Source organism: Millisia brevis NBRC 105863 (assembly GCF_001552615.1).
Classification (GTDB): Bacteria; Actinomycetota; Actinomycetes; order Mycobacteriales; family Mycobacteriaceae; genus Millisia; species Millisia brevis.
Genome location: NZ_BCRN01000030.1, coordinates 1 through 16,023, shown reverse-complemented (window position 1 = coordinate 16,023; position 16,023 = coordinate 1). Strand labels below are relative to the sequence as shown.

The following is a 16,023-nucleotide window of genomic DNA, read 5'->3' as shown; positions in this document are numbered from 1 at the left end:
GCCCCGCCGAAGCGGGAATGTGTCTCGGTTGTTGCACCGCTACCGGTACCGGCGGCCGTTTCGTTGTCCGCGGGTCCGGCAGAGCGTGTTTCCGCTCGAGCGAGCCAGGCTAGCGACGGGTGCTGAGAGCACCCTGAGTTGCCCGGTGGGCGCCGATCAGTCGCTGATCGTCACCCGGCCGTCGACCACCGAGATCGAGCCGTGCTCGAAGTTCTGGCGGATGCCGTCGAGGATCGGGGTTTCCTCGCCGATCGGGTATCCGAGGCGGCCGTTCTCGAAGCCGACCGATTCCCAGGCGTCCATGATCGGGCCGCGGCGCACGATCTGGGCGCCGAGCGCATCGGTCCAGTAGATGTTGCCGCCCTCGAAGCGGTTGAAGGCGCCACCGTCGCGCGCGGCGGTCTCGCCGCTGGTCGGGAAGCCGAGCAGGCCGTCCTCGAAGCCCGCGGCCGCATAGCGATCGAGGATGCGACCCTCGACCCGCTGGGCGCCGGTATCGGGCGACCAGTAGAGCACCCCGTGCTCGAAGGACTGGACCGCGCCGGGCCGGTTCGGGGTCGAGACCTCGTTGCGGATCGGATAGCCGAGCCGGCCGGCCTCGAAGCCTTCGCGGGCCCACTCGGCCAGCAGGTCGCCGTGCACCGCGTTCGCGCCGGTCTGCGGGGTGAAGTAGATCGCACCGTTGCCGAAGTTGGCGAACAGGCCACGGCCGTCCGGGGCACTCACCTCGGAGGTCAGCGGGATGCCCAACAGTCCGGCGGGACCGCCGAGCGCCTGGTAGGCCCCGCCGATCAGGCCGCTCCACCAATGCGCACCGGTGGCGGCGGAGGCGTAGACCCGACCGTTGACGAAGTCCTGGGCGGTGCCGTCGCCCACCGGATAGCCCGGCGTCACACAGTTGCCCAGCCACGGGTTGTCGGCGGTCAGCGTGGCGATATCGCCGGTGACGTCGCAGGCCGGCGCATCGCGACCGGCGGCGAGCGAGTCGGCGATCTGCGGCCAGGCCCGGTGCAGTTCGTCCTGCCAATAGGGCCACGAGTGGGTTCCGGTCGGCGGATAGGAGATCGTCACCGGGATGCCGAGCCTGCTGAGCTTGGTGGTGAAGGTCTGCGAGCTGAGCCGGGCGAGCACCTCGAGGCCGCTGCCCGCGCTGTTGTTGCTCAGCCCCGGGACCGCGGACGGCTGGTCGTAGGGACCGGGGGCGCCGGTGCCGCTGGAGACGTAGAGGCTGGTGCCCTGCAGCTTGTCGGCCAGCTCGTAGGGGTCGTGTTCCTTCCAGGCGGGCGCGCCGGGCGGGCCCCACATCGCGGCGGAGCTGTAGCCGCCGGCGTCGAGCTGGGCGTAGGTGATCGCCTGCGGCATGCCGGTCGTCGAGGTCGCCAGGATGCCCGAGAACGATCCGGCGAACCGGTAGAAGCCCGGATGGCGGGCGGCGAGGGTCATCGCCGCGGTGCCGCCCATCGACAGGCCCGCGATCGCGCGCGTATCGGTCGTGCGCCAGCTGCTCTCGAGGATCGGCGGGAGCTCCTGCGTCAGGAAGGTCTCCCATTGGTAGTTCTTGCCGTTGTTCGGTTCGAGCCAGTCGGTGTAGAAGCTCGACTCGCCGCCGATCGGCAGCACGACGTTGACGTTCTTGTCGGCGAAGAAGTCGACCGCGTCGGTGTCGAGGGTCCATCCGCTCTCGGAGTCGACCGCTCGTAGGCCGTCGAGCAGGTAGAGGGCCGGGAAGGAGGCGGTCGGATCGACGTTCCAGTCGCGGGCGAGCAGCAGTTGGACCTGGATGGGCGCATTCATCGCCGCGGAGTGGATCGTCAGCGCGACGCGTCGGTCGGACATCCAGGTGTAGTCGACGACCGTCGAGGCGCCCGCACCCTCGTTGCGCAGGATCGGGGCCGCCTGGGCGGTCGCGGAGGTCAGGGCCGGGGTGGCCCCGAAGCCGAGGACGAGAGCCAGGCCCAGCGCGGTGGCCGGGACGGCCGCGGCCCGCCGCCGGGTACGGCGATTGCCGATCGGGCTCCGGGTCGCCGACTCCCGAGCATCGTCGCCACGAGCGGTGATTCCCACGTCCATCTGTCGGCACGTCCCTTCGCTACCCAACCCTTCGCCACACGTTCATACCCGGATGTGGACGTGTGATTGATGAGGCGCGCGGTGACTGCTGTGAAAATTGTGACGAGAGAGGTGGGGGTCATAGGGTGGCGGGCCGGAAACGACTCGACGCCGCCACCGCGGGATGCGGTGACGGCGTCGATGGAGTGTCGGTGGTCGGGGTGTTACCCCCGGGTGCGCGCGGTGGCTACTTCCGCGGTGCGCTCAGTGTGCGTTGAGCGCGTCGAGGATCTGCGGACGGGCGTTCCACAGTTCGCCCTGCCAGTACTCCCACCGGTGCGTACCGACGACCGGGAAGTTGAACGTCGCCGGGATGCCGAGGGTGGCCAGCTTGATCTGGAAGGCGCGCGAGTTGGTCATCGCCAGGGTCTCGAGACCGATCGCGTTCGCGGTGTTGAAGTAGTCGATCGGCGCGGACGGGTTGTCGGCCGGGCCGGGGAAGCCGGTGGCGGCCGAGACGTAGAGCGAGGTGCCCTCGAGGCGCGGCGCGAAGACGAACGGGTCGTTGCGCAGCCACGCGGGGTTCCACGGCGGGCCCCACATCGCGTCGACGTTGTAGCGGCCGGCGTCGAGCATCGCGACCCGGATCGCCTCGCGCATACCGGGCGCCGAGACGTTCAGGTAACCCGACAGCGAGCCCGCGAAGCGGAACTGGTCCTTGTGGTACGCCGCCAGGGTCAGCGCGGCCGAGCCGCCCATCGACAGGCCGATCACGCCGTTGTTGGTCGGCGAGACGCCGCGCTCGGCGGCGAGGTACTGCGGGAGCTCCTGGGTCAGGAAGGTCTCCCACTTGTAGGTGATCTCCTGCCCGTTCAGGTTCGACGGGTAGTACCAGTCCGAGTAGAAGCTCGACTCGCCGCCGACCGGCATCACCAGGGTGACGTTGTCGTTGCGGAACTGGTCCATGGCGTTGGTCTCGAAGGACCAGGCGTTGCGATCCGAGCGGGCGCGCAGGCCGTCGAGCAGGTAGAGCGCCGCGTCACCGCCGCGGGCCGCGTACTGCACCTGCACCTTGATCGGGCCCATCGACGACGGGACCATCAACTCCTCGTACCCACCGGCGGGGGCCGCGGAGGCCGGAGCCGCCGTCAGCACGCCTGCCGCGAGGGGGGCGACCAGCACACCGGCCGCCACGGCGAGGAGCCTGCGCATCCGCGACGACCGACGGCGAGGGGTTTCCTCGCGTCCGCCGCGGTCAGAGACCAACTTCAAGACCCGACACTCCATTCATCTGCCCGCACCGTGGTGGGGTAACCCGTTTACGTCCGACCACCTGGAGCGGTTCGCCAAGCACACATCGCGGCGGTCCGAACAGGACCGCCGCGCCGGTCGGAGCCTAAGCGATCGCCCGATGTCGGGCAATCCGCATCGACCTCACTAAACCACCACGAGGTCTGAAAACCGACCCGAACCGAGACTTTCGGTTGTCTCCGTGACCGGAATGTATCCCTACGGCCGCTTTGCGGCCGACCCGGTGTGGCGCTCCACCCCGCCGTCCGGCGGCCCGGGTGGGCATCACCGCAGGTGGATGCCCGCGGCGCCGTCGGCGGGGAGTCCGACATTCCTTCGCTGTCGAACAACGCCCGGTTTATCGCATTGTGATCGAGTGGTGTTACCGGACCGAGATATTTTTTCGACCGGTCCGTACAACGGCGGGAGGCCGCGCCCGCTGGCCACGTCGACCGATGGATCATTCGACCGGCGGTGGGAGAGGAATCCCACATTCCTCCAGTGTGTACTTGGGCACACGATCGAACCGGAAGGCCGCAAACTCGAACGCTCGCTTGAAGTTCTGGACGAATCGGGCGAAGGTCAACTCCGACCGGTACGAGACCAGCAGATCCTGGATCTCCTGGCAGCCGAGGGCCGCCTTCGCCTGTGCGATCCAGTTCTCGTCCAGGAATTGCGGCAGCCAGGGATGCTCCTCGACCATCCCGGTGTCCGCGATCACCCAGTCCGGGAAAAGCGCCTTGTCGTGTCCGATTCGACCATTGTCGAGCCGTTCTGTGTGGGCGGCGAGCGGGTAGGCCAGGCCCATCTGGTCGAGGACCCGCACGTCCAGGCCGACGTTCATGCTCGTCATGCCCAGGTTCAGGAAGTAGACGACGTGTTCGGCGCCGCCCTCGGGGATCGGGTCCGGCGGGGGCACGACGTACCAGTAGGTGAAGTCGCCGGCCGGCAGCAGAACACCGCCGTCCGGGGTGTTGTTGATCGCCTCGACCATCGCCCGCATCCGGGGGTAGTCGAGGTAGTCCGACGCGAGGATCGGGTGGCTGTTGCCGGTGTTGAGCGTGTAGAACGCGCGCTCGTCGACGATGCCCGAGCGGCCGACCAGCCAGCCGCCCGACATGCCGGCCATCGAGCCGACCACGGCGGACCAGCCGACGATCAGCACCCAGGCGACCGCGACCGTCGCCGCGCGGATGCGCACCGCCCGCTCACCGCGCAGCGGCGAGGTCAACGGCAGCACCGCCATCGGCAGCAGCAGCAGGAAGACGCCGGGCAGCAGCGTGCGCCCGTGCATGAAGTCGCCGCCGACCCGAACGGCGTAGACCAGCGACAGCAGCCCGGTACCGAGCATCAGCAGGACCGCCCCGGCCGGGCGCTGCACGAGCGCGCGCAGGCCGTCGAGCCGATCGACGAGGGAGCGTCCGGTCGGGCCCGCGGTGCTCAGCCGGTCGGTTGACTCCGACTCCGCGCGCGGCGCGGCCGTCGAGCGGCGGCGCAGTCCGACGGCGACCACCGCGGCGATCGCCAGGACCAGCAGCGGCAGCCACAGCGCGTAGGTGCCGAAGAGATTCCACAGATAGGCCAGGCCCTGCGACCACTTCGCCCCGCCGGCGTCCTTGGAGACCGCGGTATTGGGGTAGGGCAGCCCGTAGTAGCCCATCCGCCAGATCTGGTAGCCGACCGGGGTCAGCGCGGCGATGATCGGCAGGCCGACGACCTGCCGCCATCCGCGGCAGCTCAGCCACAGCGCGAGCAGGACCGGTCCGCCGACGATCACCAGTTCCGGGCGCACCAACGGCGCCAATCCGGCCCAGAAGCCGAAGGCGAGGGTTTCGACGGTGGGGACCGGCACCGTCGGCCCGCGCAGGGCCCACCGCACCAGCAGCAGCCAGACCACCGCGATCCAGAAGATCACCAGGCAGGTTTCGAGCCCGGACGTGGCGAAGTCGCGCGCGGGCGGCAACGCCAGGTAGACCAGCAGGCCCGCCGGCAGCAGCAGCGCCCCGGTCCGGGCCGCGCGGCGGCGGTAGAGCAGCGCGGTCCCCAGGCCGGCGATCACGATTGCCGCCGTCGTCAGGATCAGCGCGATCGCGAGCACGACGTATTCGAGCTGGATGCCGGTGAGCCGGCCTCCGCCGTAGACGACGTACGTCCAGGCGGTCGAGGTATTGGCCTCGACCCGCTCGCCGACGTTGAACACCGGGCCGTTGCCCGCGAGCAGGTTGCGGACGGTGCGCAGGACGATCAGACCGTCGTCGGCGATCCAACGCCGTTGCCACGCCGCCCAAAAGGTGAGAACTCCGGTGCCGAGGATCGCCGCGAGCGTGATCAACTCGCGCCGGCGAACCCGCCGACTACGCGAGGTAGACAGCGGCAACGACAGCTCCGATCCAGGCCAACGCCAGCACCTGCAGGACGCGATCGCCCAGGGCGATCTCCTCGGGCTCGCCCGCCTGGCCGCCGTCGACGTCGACCGCGTACCGCAGCACCGCGACGGTGAACGGGATCATCGAGATCACGTACCAGATCGACGCCTCTTCGGCGACGCCGCCGCCGCGCACCGAGGCCGGGTCGAAGACCCACATGCCGTAGCACAGCACCATCGCGGTGGCGGCCAGCGTCCAGACGAACCGCAGGTAGCTGGTGGTGTACCGCTCGAGCGACTTGCGGATCTTGGCGCCGGTCCGCTCGGCGAGGCGCAGTTCGGCGTAGCGCTTGCCGGCGACCATGAACAGCGAACCGAAGGTCATCACCAGCAGGAACCACTGGGACAGCGCGATGCCGGCGGCCGCGCCACCGGCGATCGCGCGGATCAGGAAGCCGGACGACACGATGCAGATGTCGAGCACCGCCTGGTGCTTGAGCCCGAAGCAGTAGGCCAACTGGATCGCGATGTAGACCGCGATCACGATCACCAGGTCCACGCTGGCCAGCACCGACAGCGCCAGGGCAGCGACGAACAGCGCGATAGCCAGCCCGTAGGCCAACCCGACCGGGACGACCCCGGCGGCGATCGGACGGTTGCGCTTGGTCGGATGCGCCCGGTCGGCCTCGACGTCGAGCGCGTCGTTGACCAGGTAGACGCCCGAGGCGGCCAGACAGAAGGCGACGAAGGCGATGCCGACGTTGCCGAGCACCGTCAGGTCGGCGACCGAGCCGGCGGCGAACGGCGCCGCGAGGACCAGGACGTTCTTGACCCACTGACGCGGGCGCAGCGCCTTGATCAGCCCGGAACCCAGGCTGGTCGGCGGGGTGGTTGCGGTGGCGGCGTCCTCGCTCATGCGCGGTCCGTTCGGGTACGTGCCTCGGCGATACCGACGGCGGCGGCGCTCGCCGCGCCGAGCGCGGCGCCGGCGAGCACATCGGTGGGGTAGTGGACGCCGAGCACCAGCCGGGAGACCAGCATCGGCGGGATCACCGCGAGCGGCAGCGGGCTGCCGGTGGCCCGCGCCATCAGCACGGCGGCGGCGGTGGTCGACGTCGCGTGCGAGGACGGGAAGCTCAACTTGCTCGGGGTACCGACCCCGACGCGGATCGACGGGTGGTTCGGGCGGCGGCGGCGCACGACGCGCTTGATGATCACCGAGGCCGCGTGGGCGCCGAAGGCCCCGACCCCGGCGGCGATCCACCGGCGCCGATGCGGGCGGTCGACGACGGCTCCGGCCGCGGCCAGGGCCATCCAGCCGAGGGCGTGCTCGCCGAAGTGGGACAGGCCGCGGGCGGCGGGGACGGCGCCCGGCACCGCGAGCAGCGGCTGCTGGATCGCGGCCAGGAGGGCGGCCTCGCCGGTGGCGGGAGCCGCATCGAGCTGCTCGGCGTCCACCGGCCGGCCATCCGCCGGGGTCTGCACATCGGGTCCGCCGGGATGCCCCGCATCCGTCGGCGTGGAGTTACTGCTGGTGAAAGACACGTTCCCAACTCTCGGTGCTGATCAGGTCGGGCAGTGCCGCGCGGTAGCGCTCGGACAAGCCCGCGAATTCGGTGTTCAGCTGCCGGCGCAGGCCCAGGGCCTCGCGCAGCAGCGATGCGGCGACCGCGCGGTCGCGCTTGCGATAGACCACGCCGCGCCCGTCGGCGGTGGTCACCGTGACCCCGTCGACCTGGGACAGCAGGAACCATCGCGAGTCGATGGTCGGCACGTTCAGCTGCGGCTGCTCCAGGTTGTGCGGATCGGCCGGGCGCAGATTGTGCAGCAGACCCTTCGCCAGCCGCCCGACCTTGCGCAGCGCGCCGGCCGGCTCACCCACCGCGCCGACCCCGGCGTGCGAGGCGGGCGGCAGGGCGGTCGACGACGGCAGGACCACCGCGTCGGGGTAGGTCTTGCGCAGCGCGTGGACCTCGCCGAGCGAACGCGGCAGCCGGTCGAAGAGGACCTCCGGGCCGGCCAGGAAGTCCTCGATCGCCTTGTTCTGGATCGCGACGGTCGAGTACTCGAGGCAGAGCAGGTGCTTCGTGGTCGCCTTGACGGTGTCGAGGATCAGACCGCGGGCGCTGTCCGGCTGGTGCAGGGCGGCGACGATCAGTCGATTGCGCAGGTGGAAGTACGCCTGCCAGTCGATCGCGTCGTCCTTGTCGGACCAGGCCATATGCCAGATCGCCGCGCCGGGCAGCGTCACCGTCGGGAAGCCGGCCTCGCGGGCGCGCAGCCCGTACTCGGCGTCGTCCCACTTGATGAACAGCGGTAGCGGCTGCCCGATCGTCTCGGCGACCACCCGCGGGATCATGCAGACCCACCAGCCGTTGTAGTCGACGTCGATCCGCCGGTGCAGCAGCTTGGAGTTGTCCCGATCGGTGAGCGGGTACTTCGAGAAGTCGTGGTCGTACTCGGTATTGGGCGCCGCGCCCCACATGAAGTTGTGGCGCTGGATCACCTCGCCCATCGTGTGCAGGTGGCTGCGTTCCTGCAGGTTGAGCATCTGGCCGCCGACCAGCGTCGGCACGGTCGCGAAGCGGGCGAAGGCCAGGGTGCGCAGGACGGTATCGGGCTCGAGCTCGATGTCGTCGTCCATGAACAGGATGTAGTCGGCGGAGGTGGTCGCCAGCGCCTCGTACATGATCCGGCTGTAGCCGCCCGAGCCGCCGAGGTTCGCCTGGTCGTGCACGGTCAGCCGGTCGCCCAGGGCGGCGGCGGCCTCGGTGAAGCCGGGCTCGTCGGCCACCTTGCGGGTGCCCTGGTCCGGGATGATCACCGCGTCGATCACGTCGAGGACCAGCGGATCGCTCGCGAGGGCGTGCAGCGCGTTGACGCAGTCGGTGGGCCGGTTGAACGTCGGGATGCCGACGGCGACGCGACCGGCACCCGGCGCCGCGACCGGCGCGTACCAACCGGCGGACTCGACGAGCACCTCGGTATCGGTGGTGATGTCGAACCAGAGCCAGCCGCCGTCCTCGAACGGCGCCAGGTCGAGCGGGATCTCGACCACCGATACCTCGGCGGTCGCGACGGCCGAGCCCGATTCCGGCTCGGTGAAGCGGCCCGCCAGGGGGCGGCGGGCGACCGGGCCGACAGCCTGCCCGGTGACGTGGATGCGGGAGCTGTCCGCCTTGGAGCGGTAGACGTCGATCCGACCGCGGCCGCGCACCTCGACCCGCAGCACCACCGAGTCGAGGGTGGTCCAGCGGCGCCAGTAGGACGCGGGGAAGGCGTTGAAGTACGTCGCGAAGGAGACCTCGGAGTCCGCGCCGATCGACAGCGAGGTGCGGCCCACCGGATGGGCGCGCCGGGCGTTGGACGCCGACTCGGTCAGGTAGAGCGTCCGCACGTCGAGGTGTTCACCGGCGCGCGGGACCAGGACGCGGGCGAGCAGGGAGATCGCCGCGGACTCCGGCTCGAGCACCTCGTCGAGCACCGGCAACTCGTCGGTCTCGTCGGGATGCAGACGTCGCCCGACCGGGCGGACCCGGGGCGAGGCGGGCTTGCTCATCACTCGCCCCGCTCGCCGAGCGGCGCGCCGGACTCGAGGTGCGGCGCCAGGGTGTTGTCGAACATCGTCAGCGCGCTGGCGATCGCCATGTGCATGTCGAGGTACTGGTAGGTGCCGAGGCGGCCGCCGAAGATCACGTTCGACTCGGCGGTCTCGCGCTTGGCCAGCGCCCGGTAGGCCGCGAGCTTGTCGCGATCCTCGCCGGCGTTGATCGGGTAGTACGGCTCGTCCCCGGTGCGGGCGAAGCGCGAGTACTCCCGCATGATCACCGTCTTGTCGGCCGGGTAGGACCGCTCGGGGTGGAAGTGCCGGAACTCGTGGATGCGCGTGTACGGCACGTCGGCATCGTTGTAGTTCATCACCGGGGTGCCCTGGAAGTCGCCGATCGGCAGCACCTCGGTCTCGAAGTCGAGGGTGCGCCAGCCCAGCTCGCCCTCGGAGTACGAGAAGTAGCGGTCGATCGGGCCGGTGTAGATCACCGGGGCGTTCGGGCTCTGCGCCCGCAGCTCGTCGGCGACGTCGAACCAGTCGGTGTTCAGGCGCACCTCGATGCGCTCGTCGGCGGCCATCGCCTCGAGCCACGCGGTGTAGCCGTCGACCGGCAGACCCTCGTGGGTGTCGTTGAAGTAGCGGTTGTCGAAGGTATAGCGGACCGGCAGGCGGGTGATGTTCGCCGCGGGCAGCTCACGCGGATCGGTCTGCCACTGCTTGGCGGTGTAGTCGCGCACGAACGCCTCGTAGAGCGGGCGCCCGATCAGGCTGATCGCCTTCTCCTCGAAGTTGCGGGCGTCGGCCGAGGTGAACTCGGCGGCCTGCTCGGCGATCAGCGCACGCGCCTCCTCCGGGCTGAAGAAGCGGCCGAAGAACTGGGAGACCAGGCCCAGGCCCATCGGGAACTGGTACGCCTGCCCCTTGTGCAGCGCGAAGACGCGGTGCTGGTAGCCGGTGAACGAGGTGAACCGGTTGACGTACTCCCACACGCGCTCGTTCGAGGTGTGGAACAGGTGCGCGCCGTACCGGTGGATCTCGATACCGGTCGTCGGCTCGGGCTCGGAGTAGGCGTTGCCGCCGATATGCGCCCGACGCTCGACCACCAGCACCCGCTTGCCCAGCTCGCGGGCGGCCCGCTCGGCGACGGTCAGGCCGAAGAATCCGGAGCCGACGACCAGCAGGTCGAACGGTTCGCCGGAGGCGGGAGGAGTTTGGTCTGCCACGGGGAACGAGGGTATCGGACGGCCGCGTGCCCCGATGCGCGGCGCTGCCGGCAGGGCCTCGATCGGACGGTGTGGTCGGGATTCGCGACACGCCCTGAACCAGTAGTCGAGACTTTGTGACGAATGTGGTTACTGTCTATCACTGAGATCATAGTGTTTAACCACGAATCGGGAGATGACGTGCCTAATCGTCGACATACACCGTCGCTCGTCTACGGTGCCGTCGCCGCTCTGGTCGTCGGGGGGCCGCTTGCCGTGGGCGTTGTTTACCAGCAGGGGTCTGGCGTTCGCCCGGCAGGCGGGCCGGTGGAAATCAAACCGGTGACCATTGTTCAGCAGGAATTACAGGACTTTCCGTATGTAACAATCCCGCTCAGCCAGCTGTCCGGTCTGAATATCCCGGACATTCAGCTGCCGCTGCCGATCGGCCTCGCGCCGGACGGCGGAATTGTCATACCGAACCTGTCGGACCTGGGCCTGCCGGCGGCGGAGCCGATCCCCGCCTCATCGGCCGCGCAGCCGAGCCCCGTCGATCCCGGCGTCGTCACCGGCGACCCCGCGGATCCGGTGACCGCCGAGACGCGCGTGAAGGAAGTCACCAGCGATACACCGTTCAGTGTGGTGGCGCTCACCGGCGCGGTCGACAGCCTGGCCTCGTACGTGCGCGCGGAACTCGGCGACGGCAGCTGGGGCCCGTGGTACCCGCTGGAGGCGTCCGAGGGGGAGAACCCGGAGTTGGCCGCGGCGTCCGATGCCGTCGCGGGGACCGAACCGATCTACGTCGGTGAAACCCGTCGGGTGCAGTTCCTGACCGCCGCTGCGGGTGAGGACGATCTGCCGCACGTCGACCACCCCGGTGAGGATCACCCCGCGCCGCAGGACCCGGGGGCCGGCGCCGCGCCGGCGACCGATCCGACGAGCGTCGAGGGACAAGTCGTCCCGAGCGACGGTTCGGCTCCGGCTCCGGTCGAGTACCGCCCGGCGTCGTACGAGGAGCCCACAGACCAACTGGTCGACACGTTGAAGGCCGTGATGATCAACACCGGCGTCGGCGCGGACGACGGGATCTACCAGGGCGTGGCCCAGTCGTTCTCCGGCAGCCCGCGGGTGATCACCCGGGCGGAATGGGGAGCCGACGAGTCGAAGCGCTGCGCGCCGACCTACGACAGCTCGATCGGCGGAGCGACCGTGCACCACACCGCCGGTTCCAACGACTACACGCGGGCGGAATCGGCCGGCATCCTGCGAGCGATCTACCAGTACCACACCCAGACGCTGAACTGGTGCGACGTCGGCTACCAGGCATTGGTCGACAAGTACGGCCAGATCTTCGAGGGTCGCGCCGGCGGTATCGACCGTCCGGTGCGCGGATCGCACGCCGGTGGGTTCAACGAGAACACCGTCGGGGTCGCGATGATGGGCGACTTCTCCCGGGTGCGGCCGACCGACGCGATGCTGCAGGCGGTCGGCCAGTTCCTCGGCTGGCGCCTCGATCTCGCCGGGCTCGACCCGCAGGGCTGGACGACGATGTACTCCGAGGGCACCCGGTTCACCTTCGTGCGCCAGGGCGACTCGATCCGGCTGCCGGTGATCTTCGCCCACCGCGACGTCGGCCGGACCTCCTGCCCGGGCGACGCCGGTTATGCGGCGCTGCCCGAGATCCGGCAGATCGCCGCCGACTACATCGCCAACAAGAACCGCCCGACCACCACCACCCCGACCACCAGCGCCCCGACGTCGAGCCCCGGCGCGGATCAGTTGGTGACCGACGGCGGGGGCGCCACCTCGACCACCCGTGCCGAGACGGTGCGCGACCTGGCGGCGAGCCTGCTGGCCGCGCTGGACAGCAGCCCGGTGGTGCAGCGGTGGGTGCAGGCCGGCGGGGAGACCGGATTCCTCGGTCAGGCGCTGACCGGTCTGCTGTCGGGGCCCAACGGGGCTTCGCACGCCGACTTCGCGGGTGGCTCGATCTACTCGGACGCCTCCGGGGACACCGCCCTCGTGGTCGGCAGGATCCTCGACGAGTTTCGGGCGCTCGGCGGCGAACTGGGCATCCTGGGTGCGCCGATCGGCGACGAGTATGCGGTGCCGGACGGCCGGCGCAGCGACTTCCAGAACGGGTCGCTGGTCTACAACCAGGTCAGCCAGACGGTGACCCGGGTGGAGGCCCCGCCGCGGGCCGAGATTCCGGAGACCTCCGCGGCTCCCGCCCCCGAGGCGTCCGCCGACGCGCCGGCTCCCGCGGCGTCCTCCGAGGCGCCCGCTCCCGCGGCGATCGATGCCCCGGCCGTCGTCGCGCCGGCGCCGGTCGCGGAGGGTCCGCTGCAGCCGGTCGAATAACCGACCCGATCGACGAGGTGCCCCGCCCGAATATTCGGGCGGGGCACCTCGCGTAGGTATCGGCTCGTCCCGGACACGGGCGCGGGAGCCGTATCGGTCGGGAGCGTTGCGTCGGCCGGAAGCGGCGAGGCGGTCGGGCCGGTGTTCTGCCGGGAGCGGCGAGGGCGGTCGGGAGCCGGGAGCGGCTCAGGCCGAGCGGTCGGCGGCCATCGTCGGCGACCAGATCTCGGCGAGCGATTCCACCGGTAGATCCAGGGCGCGCCCCAGGGCGACCACCGTGCCGAAGGCCGGGGTGGGCAGCCGACCGGTCTCGATCTTGCGGAGCGTCTCCGGGGAGATCCCGGCCGCGCCGGCGACGTCGTCGAGCGGCCGCGGGCCACGGGCATTCCGCAGGGCCACCCCGAGGCGGCGCCCGGCGGCGATCTGTTCTCCGGACAGCGGTCTGCGCACCATGTGGACCACACTACCGGATGCTGGTATTTCTATACCGACGGTATTTCTATACCGCCGACGCGTTAGGCTGGTATAGAAATACCGCACACCCGATGGAGTGATCGATGATCGAATTGAAGTCCCCGCAGGAGATCCGTCGCATGGGACGGACCGGCGACTTCGTCGCGCGCACCCTCGTCGACCTGCGGGACCGCGCGAAGGTCGGCGTCAACGTGCTCGATCTCGAAATGCGGGCCCGCGACCTGGTCGCCGAGGCCGGCGCGCAGTCCTGCTACTGGGACTACGAGCCCTCCTTCGGCGAGGGGCCCTTCCGCAATGTGATCTGCCTGTCGGTCAACGACGCCGTGCTGCACGGCCTGCCGCACGATCACGTCCTCGCCGACGGCGACGTGCTGTCGATGGACTTCGCCGTCTCGATCGACGGCTGGGTTGCCGACGCCGCGTTGACCACGATCGTCGGCACGGCGGACCCGGAGGATCAGCGCCTCGTCGATGCGACCGCCGCCGCCCTGGCCGCCGGGATCGCCGCCGCCCGGCCGGGTGGGCGACTGGGCGACATCAGCGCCGCGATCGGCGGGGTCGCCGACGCGGGCGGGTACCGGATCAACACCGGCTTCGGCGGTCACGGACTCGGTCGCACGATGCACGAGGACCCGCACGTCCCCAACGCCGGGCGCGCCGGGCGCGGGATGCGCCTGGTGCCCGGTCTGGTGCTGGCGATCGAGCCCTGGTTCTCGCGAGGGACCGACCGCATCGTCATGGACGCGGACGGCTGGACGATCCGGATGGCCGATGGATCGAACGCCGCGCACAGCGAACACACCGTCGCGATCACCGAGGACGGGCCGGTGGTGCTGACCGCCGGTACCGGGATCGCGGGCGGCTAGCCGTTCCGACCCGCGCGGTCACGCCTCGGCGCAGCCGCTCGAGGACCTGCTCGGCGCAGCCGCTCGAGGACCCGCTCAGCGCAGCCGCTCGAGGACCCGGCCGACGCCGTCGTCGTCGTTGGCGGCGGTGATCTCGTCGGCGGCCTCGCGCGCCCGCGGGTGGGCGTTGCCCATCGCGACGCCGTGCCGGGCCATCGTCAACATCGGGACGTCATTCGGCATATCACCGAAAGCGAGAATGGAATCCGACGGAATATTCAAATAGTCGGCCGCCATCAGAAGACCGGTCGCTTTGTTGACTCCGCCCGCCGAGATTTCCAGCAGTCCGTTCTCCGTCGAAAATGTCATGTCGACCCGATCGCCGACGTGCGGCGCGAGAATGCCGAACATCTCGGAACTCGACAGACCCGGACAGCGCGCCAGCAGCTTGATCGCGGGGCGCTCGATCAGTTCCTCGAAGGAGACCTCGGCGTGGTCGGACCGCTCCCAGGCGTGCTGATAGCCGGGCGCGGAGACGAAGCGCAGCAGATCGTCGTCGGTGTGCGAACCGGGCGAGATCCGCTCGACGGCGAGTCCGACCCCGTCGAGCAGGCCCGTGGCCAGGTCCGCCAGCCAGTCCAGGGTGTCCGGGGCGAGGTTGACCACCCGCACGACCCGGTCGTCGCCGCTGTCGTAGAGGGCCGCGCCGTTCGCGCAGACCGCCAGCGGTGCGTAGCCGAGTTCGTCGGCGACCGGCGCGATCCAGCGGGGCGGGCGCCCCGTCGCCAGGACGAAGGTCGCGCCGCGATCGCGTACCGCGCCGACCGCCTCGCGGGTGCGCGGGGTGATGCGGCCCTCGGAAGAGATCAATGTTCCGTCGACATCGCTGGCGATCAGCGACGGCAGGGTGTCGAACGATTCGGCCGTTTTCGGGGTGTCTAGTTCTGTTTCCGGGGCATTACGGGTGCGCACTGCGTCGATTGTGCCCGATTATTTGCCCCGGCGGATTGTTGAATCCGTTACTCGCCGTCGGTCGCCTTTTTCCGGCGTTCCGCGATTCGCTTCGCTATGTCCTGTTGGTCCAATGCGGTGGCCTCCTCGAGCGTCGGCGCCCCGCCGCCGAGACGGGCGGGCACCCAGTAGGCGCCGGGCTCGTGGTCGTAGTCCTTTTGCAGGCCCTCGAGCATCTGCTGCATCGTCGCGCGCAGCAAGGCGGTCAATTCCCCGGCGGGCAGGTTCGGCGGGATCGGCTCACCCACCGCCATCGAGATCGGGGTATTGGTTCGGCCCAATCGCTTGGGGTGCCCCTTGGTCCACACCCGCTGCGCGCCCCAGATCACCACCGGGATGATCGGGACGCCGGCCTCGATCGCCATCCGCGCCGCACCGGACTTGAAGTCCTTGATCTCGAAGCTTCGGCTGATCGTCGCCTCGGGGTAGACGCCGACCAGTTCGCCCTGCCGCAGGTCCTCGACCGCCGCCTTGTAGGCATCCGCCCCGGCGGTGCGGTCGACGGGGATGTGCTTGAGGGTGCGCATGATCGGCCCGGTGATCGGGTGGGTGAAGACCTCCTGCTTCGCCATGAAGCGGATGTACCGCTTCACCCGGCGGGCGGGAAGTCCGGCATAGGTGAAATCCATATAGCCGGTATGGTTGATCGCTATCACGGCGCCGCCGGTCGCGGGGATGTGTTCGTCCCCCGTGACGGTGAACGTCAGTCCCTGGGCTGCAAATACCGTTCGCGCGATGCCGATGATCGTTCGGTAAACCGGTTCCACCACACCGACAGTAGTGTGTCCCGCGCGCTTGGCCCGGGGTAAATGTGACCGGCGGTGCGACAAAGTTGAAGACCGCCTGGTCGGTTACCGGTCGAGGCGGCCGACTGAT

Annotated in this window: 12 protein-coding genes; 2 read left to right on the top strand and 10 right to left on the bottom strand. The window is 69.9% G+C overall.

All coding sequences use genetic code 11. The annotated features are described in order from the left end of the window. Positions 1–156 precede the first annotated feature (156 nt). The 7 genes from MB1_RS24145 to glf form a co-directional block, all read right to left on the bottom strand. Positions 157–2,070, bottom strand: coding sequence for an alpha/beta hydrolase-fold protein (locus MB1_RS24145; protein ID WP_084352621.1), 1,914 nt, complete (start codon positions 2,068–2,070; stop codon positions 157–159). Between the two features lie 243 nt (positions 2,071–2,313). Further along, on the bottom strand, positions 2,314–3,261 hold the full coding sequence (locus MB1_RS24140) for an alpha/beta hydrolase (RefSeq protein ID WP_066913539.1): 948 nt from the start codon (positions 3,259–3,261) through the stop codon (positions 2,314–2,316). A gap of 538 nt (positions 3,262–3,799) precedes the next feature. Further along, positions 3,800–5,716, bottom strand: coding sequence for an arabinofuranosyltransferase AftB family protein (locus MB1_RS24135; protein WP_439646974.1), 1,917 nt, complete (start codon positions 5,714–5,716; stop codon positions 3,800–3,802). Then, positions 5,694–6,620: a decaprenyl-phosphate phosphoribosyltransferase gene (locus tag MB1_RS24130; protein WP_066913535.1), complete on the bottom strand. Its 927-nt coding sequence runs from the start codon at positions 6,618–6,620 to the stop codon at positions 5,694–5,696. The genes MB1_RS24135 and MB1_RS24130 overlap by 23 nt, the downstream gene beginning before the upstream one ends. Beyond that, entirely contained in the window at positions 6,617–7,162 is a 546-nt protein-coding gene (locus MB1_RS24125; RefSeq protein WP_066913557.1) for a phosphatase PAP2 family protein, read from the bottom strand. The genes MB1_RS24130 and MB1_RS24125 overlap by 4 nt, the downstream gene beginning before the upstream one ends. A 67-nt stretch (positions 7,163–7,229) precedes the next feature. Then, positions 7,230–9,263, bottom strand: a complete 2,034-nt coding sequence (locus MB1_RS24120) for a glycosyltransferase (RefSeq protein WP_084352619.1) — start codon at positions 9,261–9,263, stop codon at positions 7,230–7,232. Continuing rightward, positions 9,263–10,477, bottom strand: coding sequence for a UDP-galactopyranose mutase (glf, locus tag MB1_RS24115; RefSeq protein ID WP_066913532.1), 1,215 nt, complete (start codon positions 10,475–10,477; stop codon positions 9,263–9,265). The genes MB1_RS24120 and glf overlap by 1 nt, the downstream gene beginning before the upstream one ends. Positions 10,478–10,798: 321 nt before the next feature. Between glf and MB1_RS24110 the strand changes: the two genes are divergently transcribed. Next, positions 10,799–12,817 (top strand): N-acetylmuramoyl-L-alanine amidase, encoded by a 2,019-nt coding sequence (locus MB1_RS24110; protein ID WP_369406887.1) that lies wholly within the window; start codon positions 10,799–10,801, stop codon positions 12,815–12,817. A gap of 186 nt (positions 12,818–13,003) precedes the next feature. On the opposite strand, the gene MB1_RS24105 is transcribed toward MB1_RS24110, so the two are convergent. Continuing rightward, entirely contained in the window at positions 13,004–13,270 is a 267-nt protein-coding gene (locus MB1_RS24105; RefSeq protein ID WP_066913528.1) for a helix-turn-helix domain-containing protein, read from the bottom strand. A gap of 104 nt (positions 13,271–13,374) precedes the next feature. Between MB1_RS24105 and map the strand changes: the two genes are divergently transcribed. Beyond that, on the top strand, positions 13,375–14,157 hold the full coding sequence (gene map / locus MB1_RS24100) for a type I methionyl aminopeptidase (protein WP_066913526.1): 783 nt from the start codon (positions 13,375–13,377) through the stop codon (positions 14,155–14,157). Between the two features lie 75 nt (positions 14,158–14,232). Here map and MB1_RS24095 read toward each other — a convergent pair whose 3' ends face one another. Continuing rightward, complete coding sequence (locus MB1_RS24095) at positions 14,233–15,042, bottom strand: HAD family hydrolase (protein ID WP_066913553.1); 810 nt, start codon at positions 15,040–15,042, stop codon at positions 14,233–14,235. Positions 15,043–15,155: 113 nt separating this feature from the next. Next, complete coding sequence (locus MB1_RS24090; protein ID WP_066913524.1) at positions 15,156–15,914, bottom strand: lysophospholipid acyltransferase family protein; 759 nt, start codon at positions 15,912–15,914, stop codon at positions 15,156–15,158. Positions 15,915–16,023 lie beyond the last annotated feature (109 nt).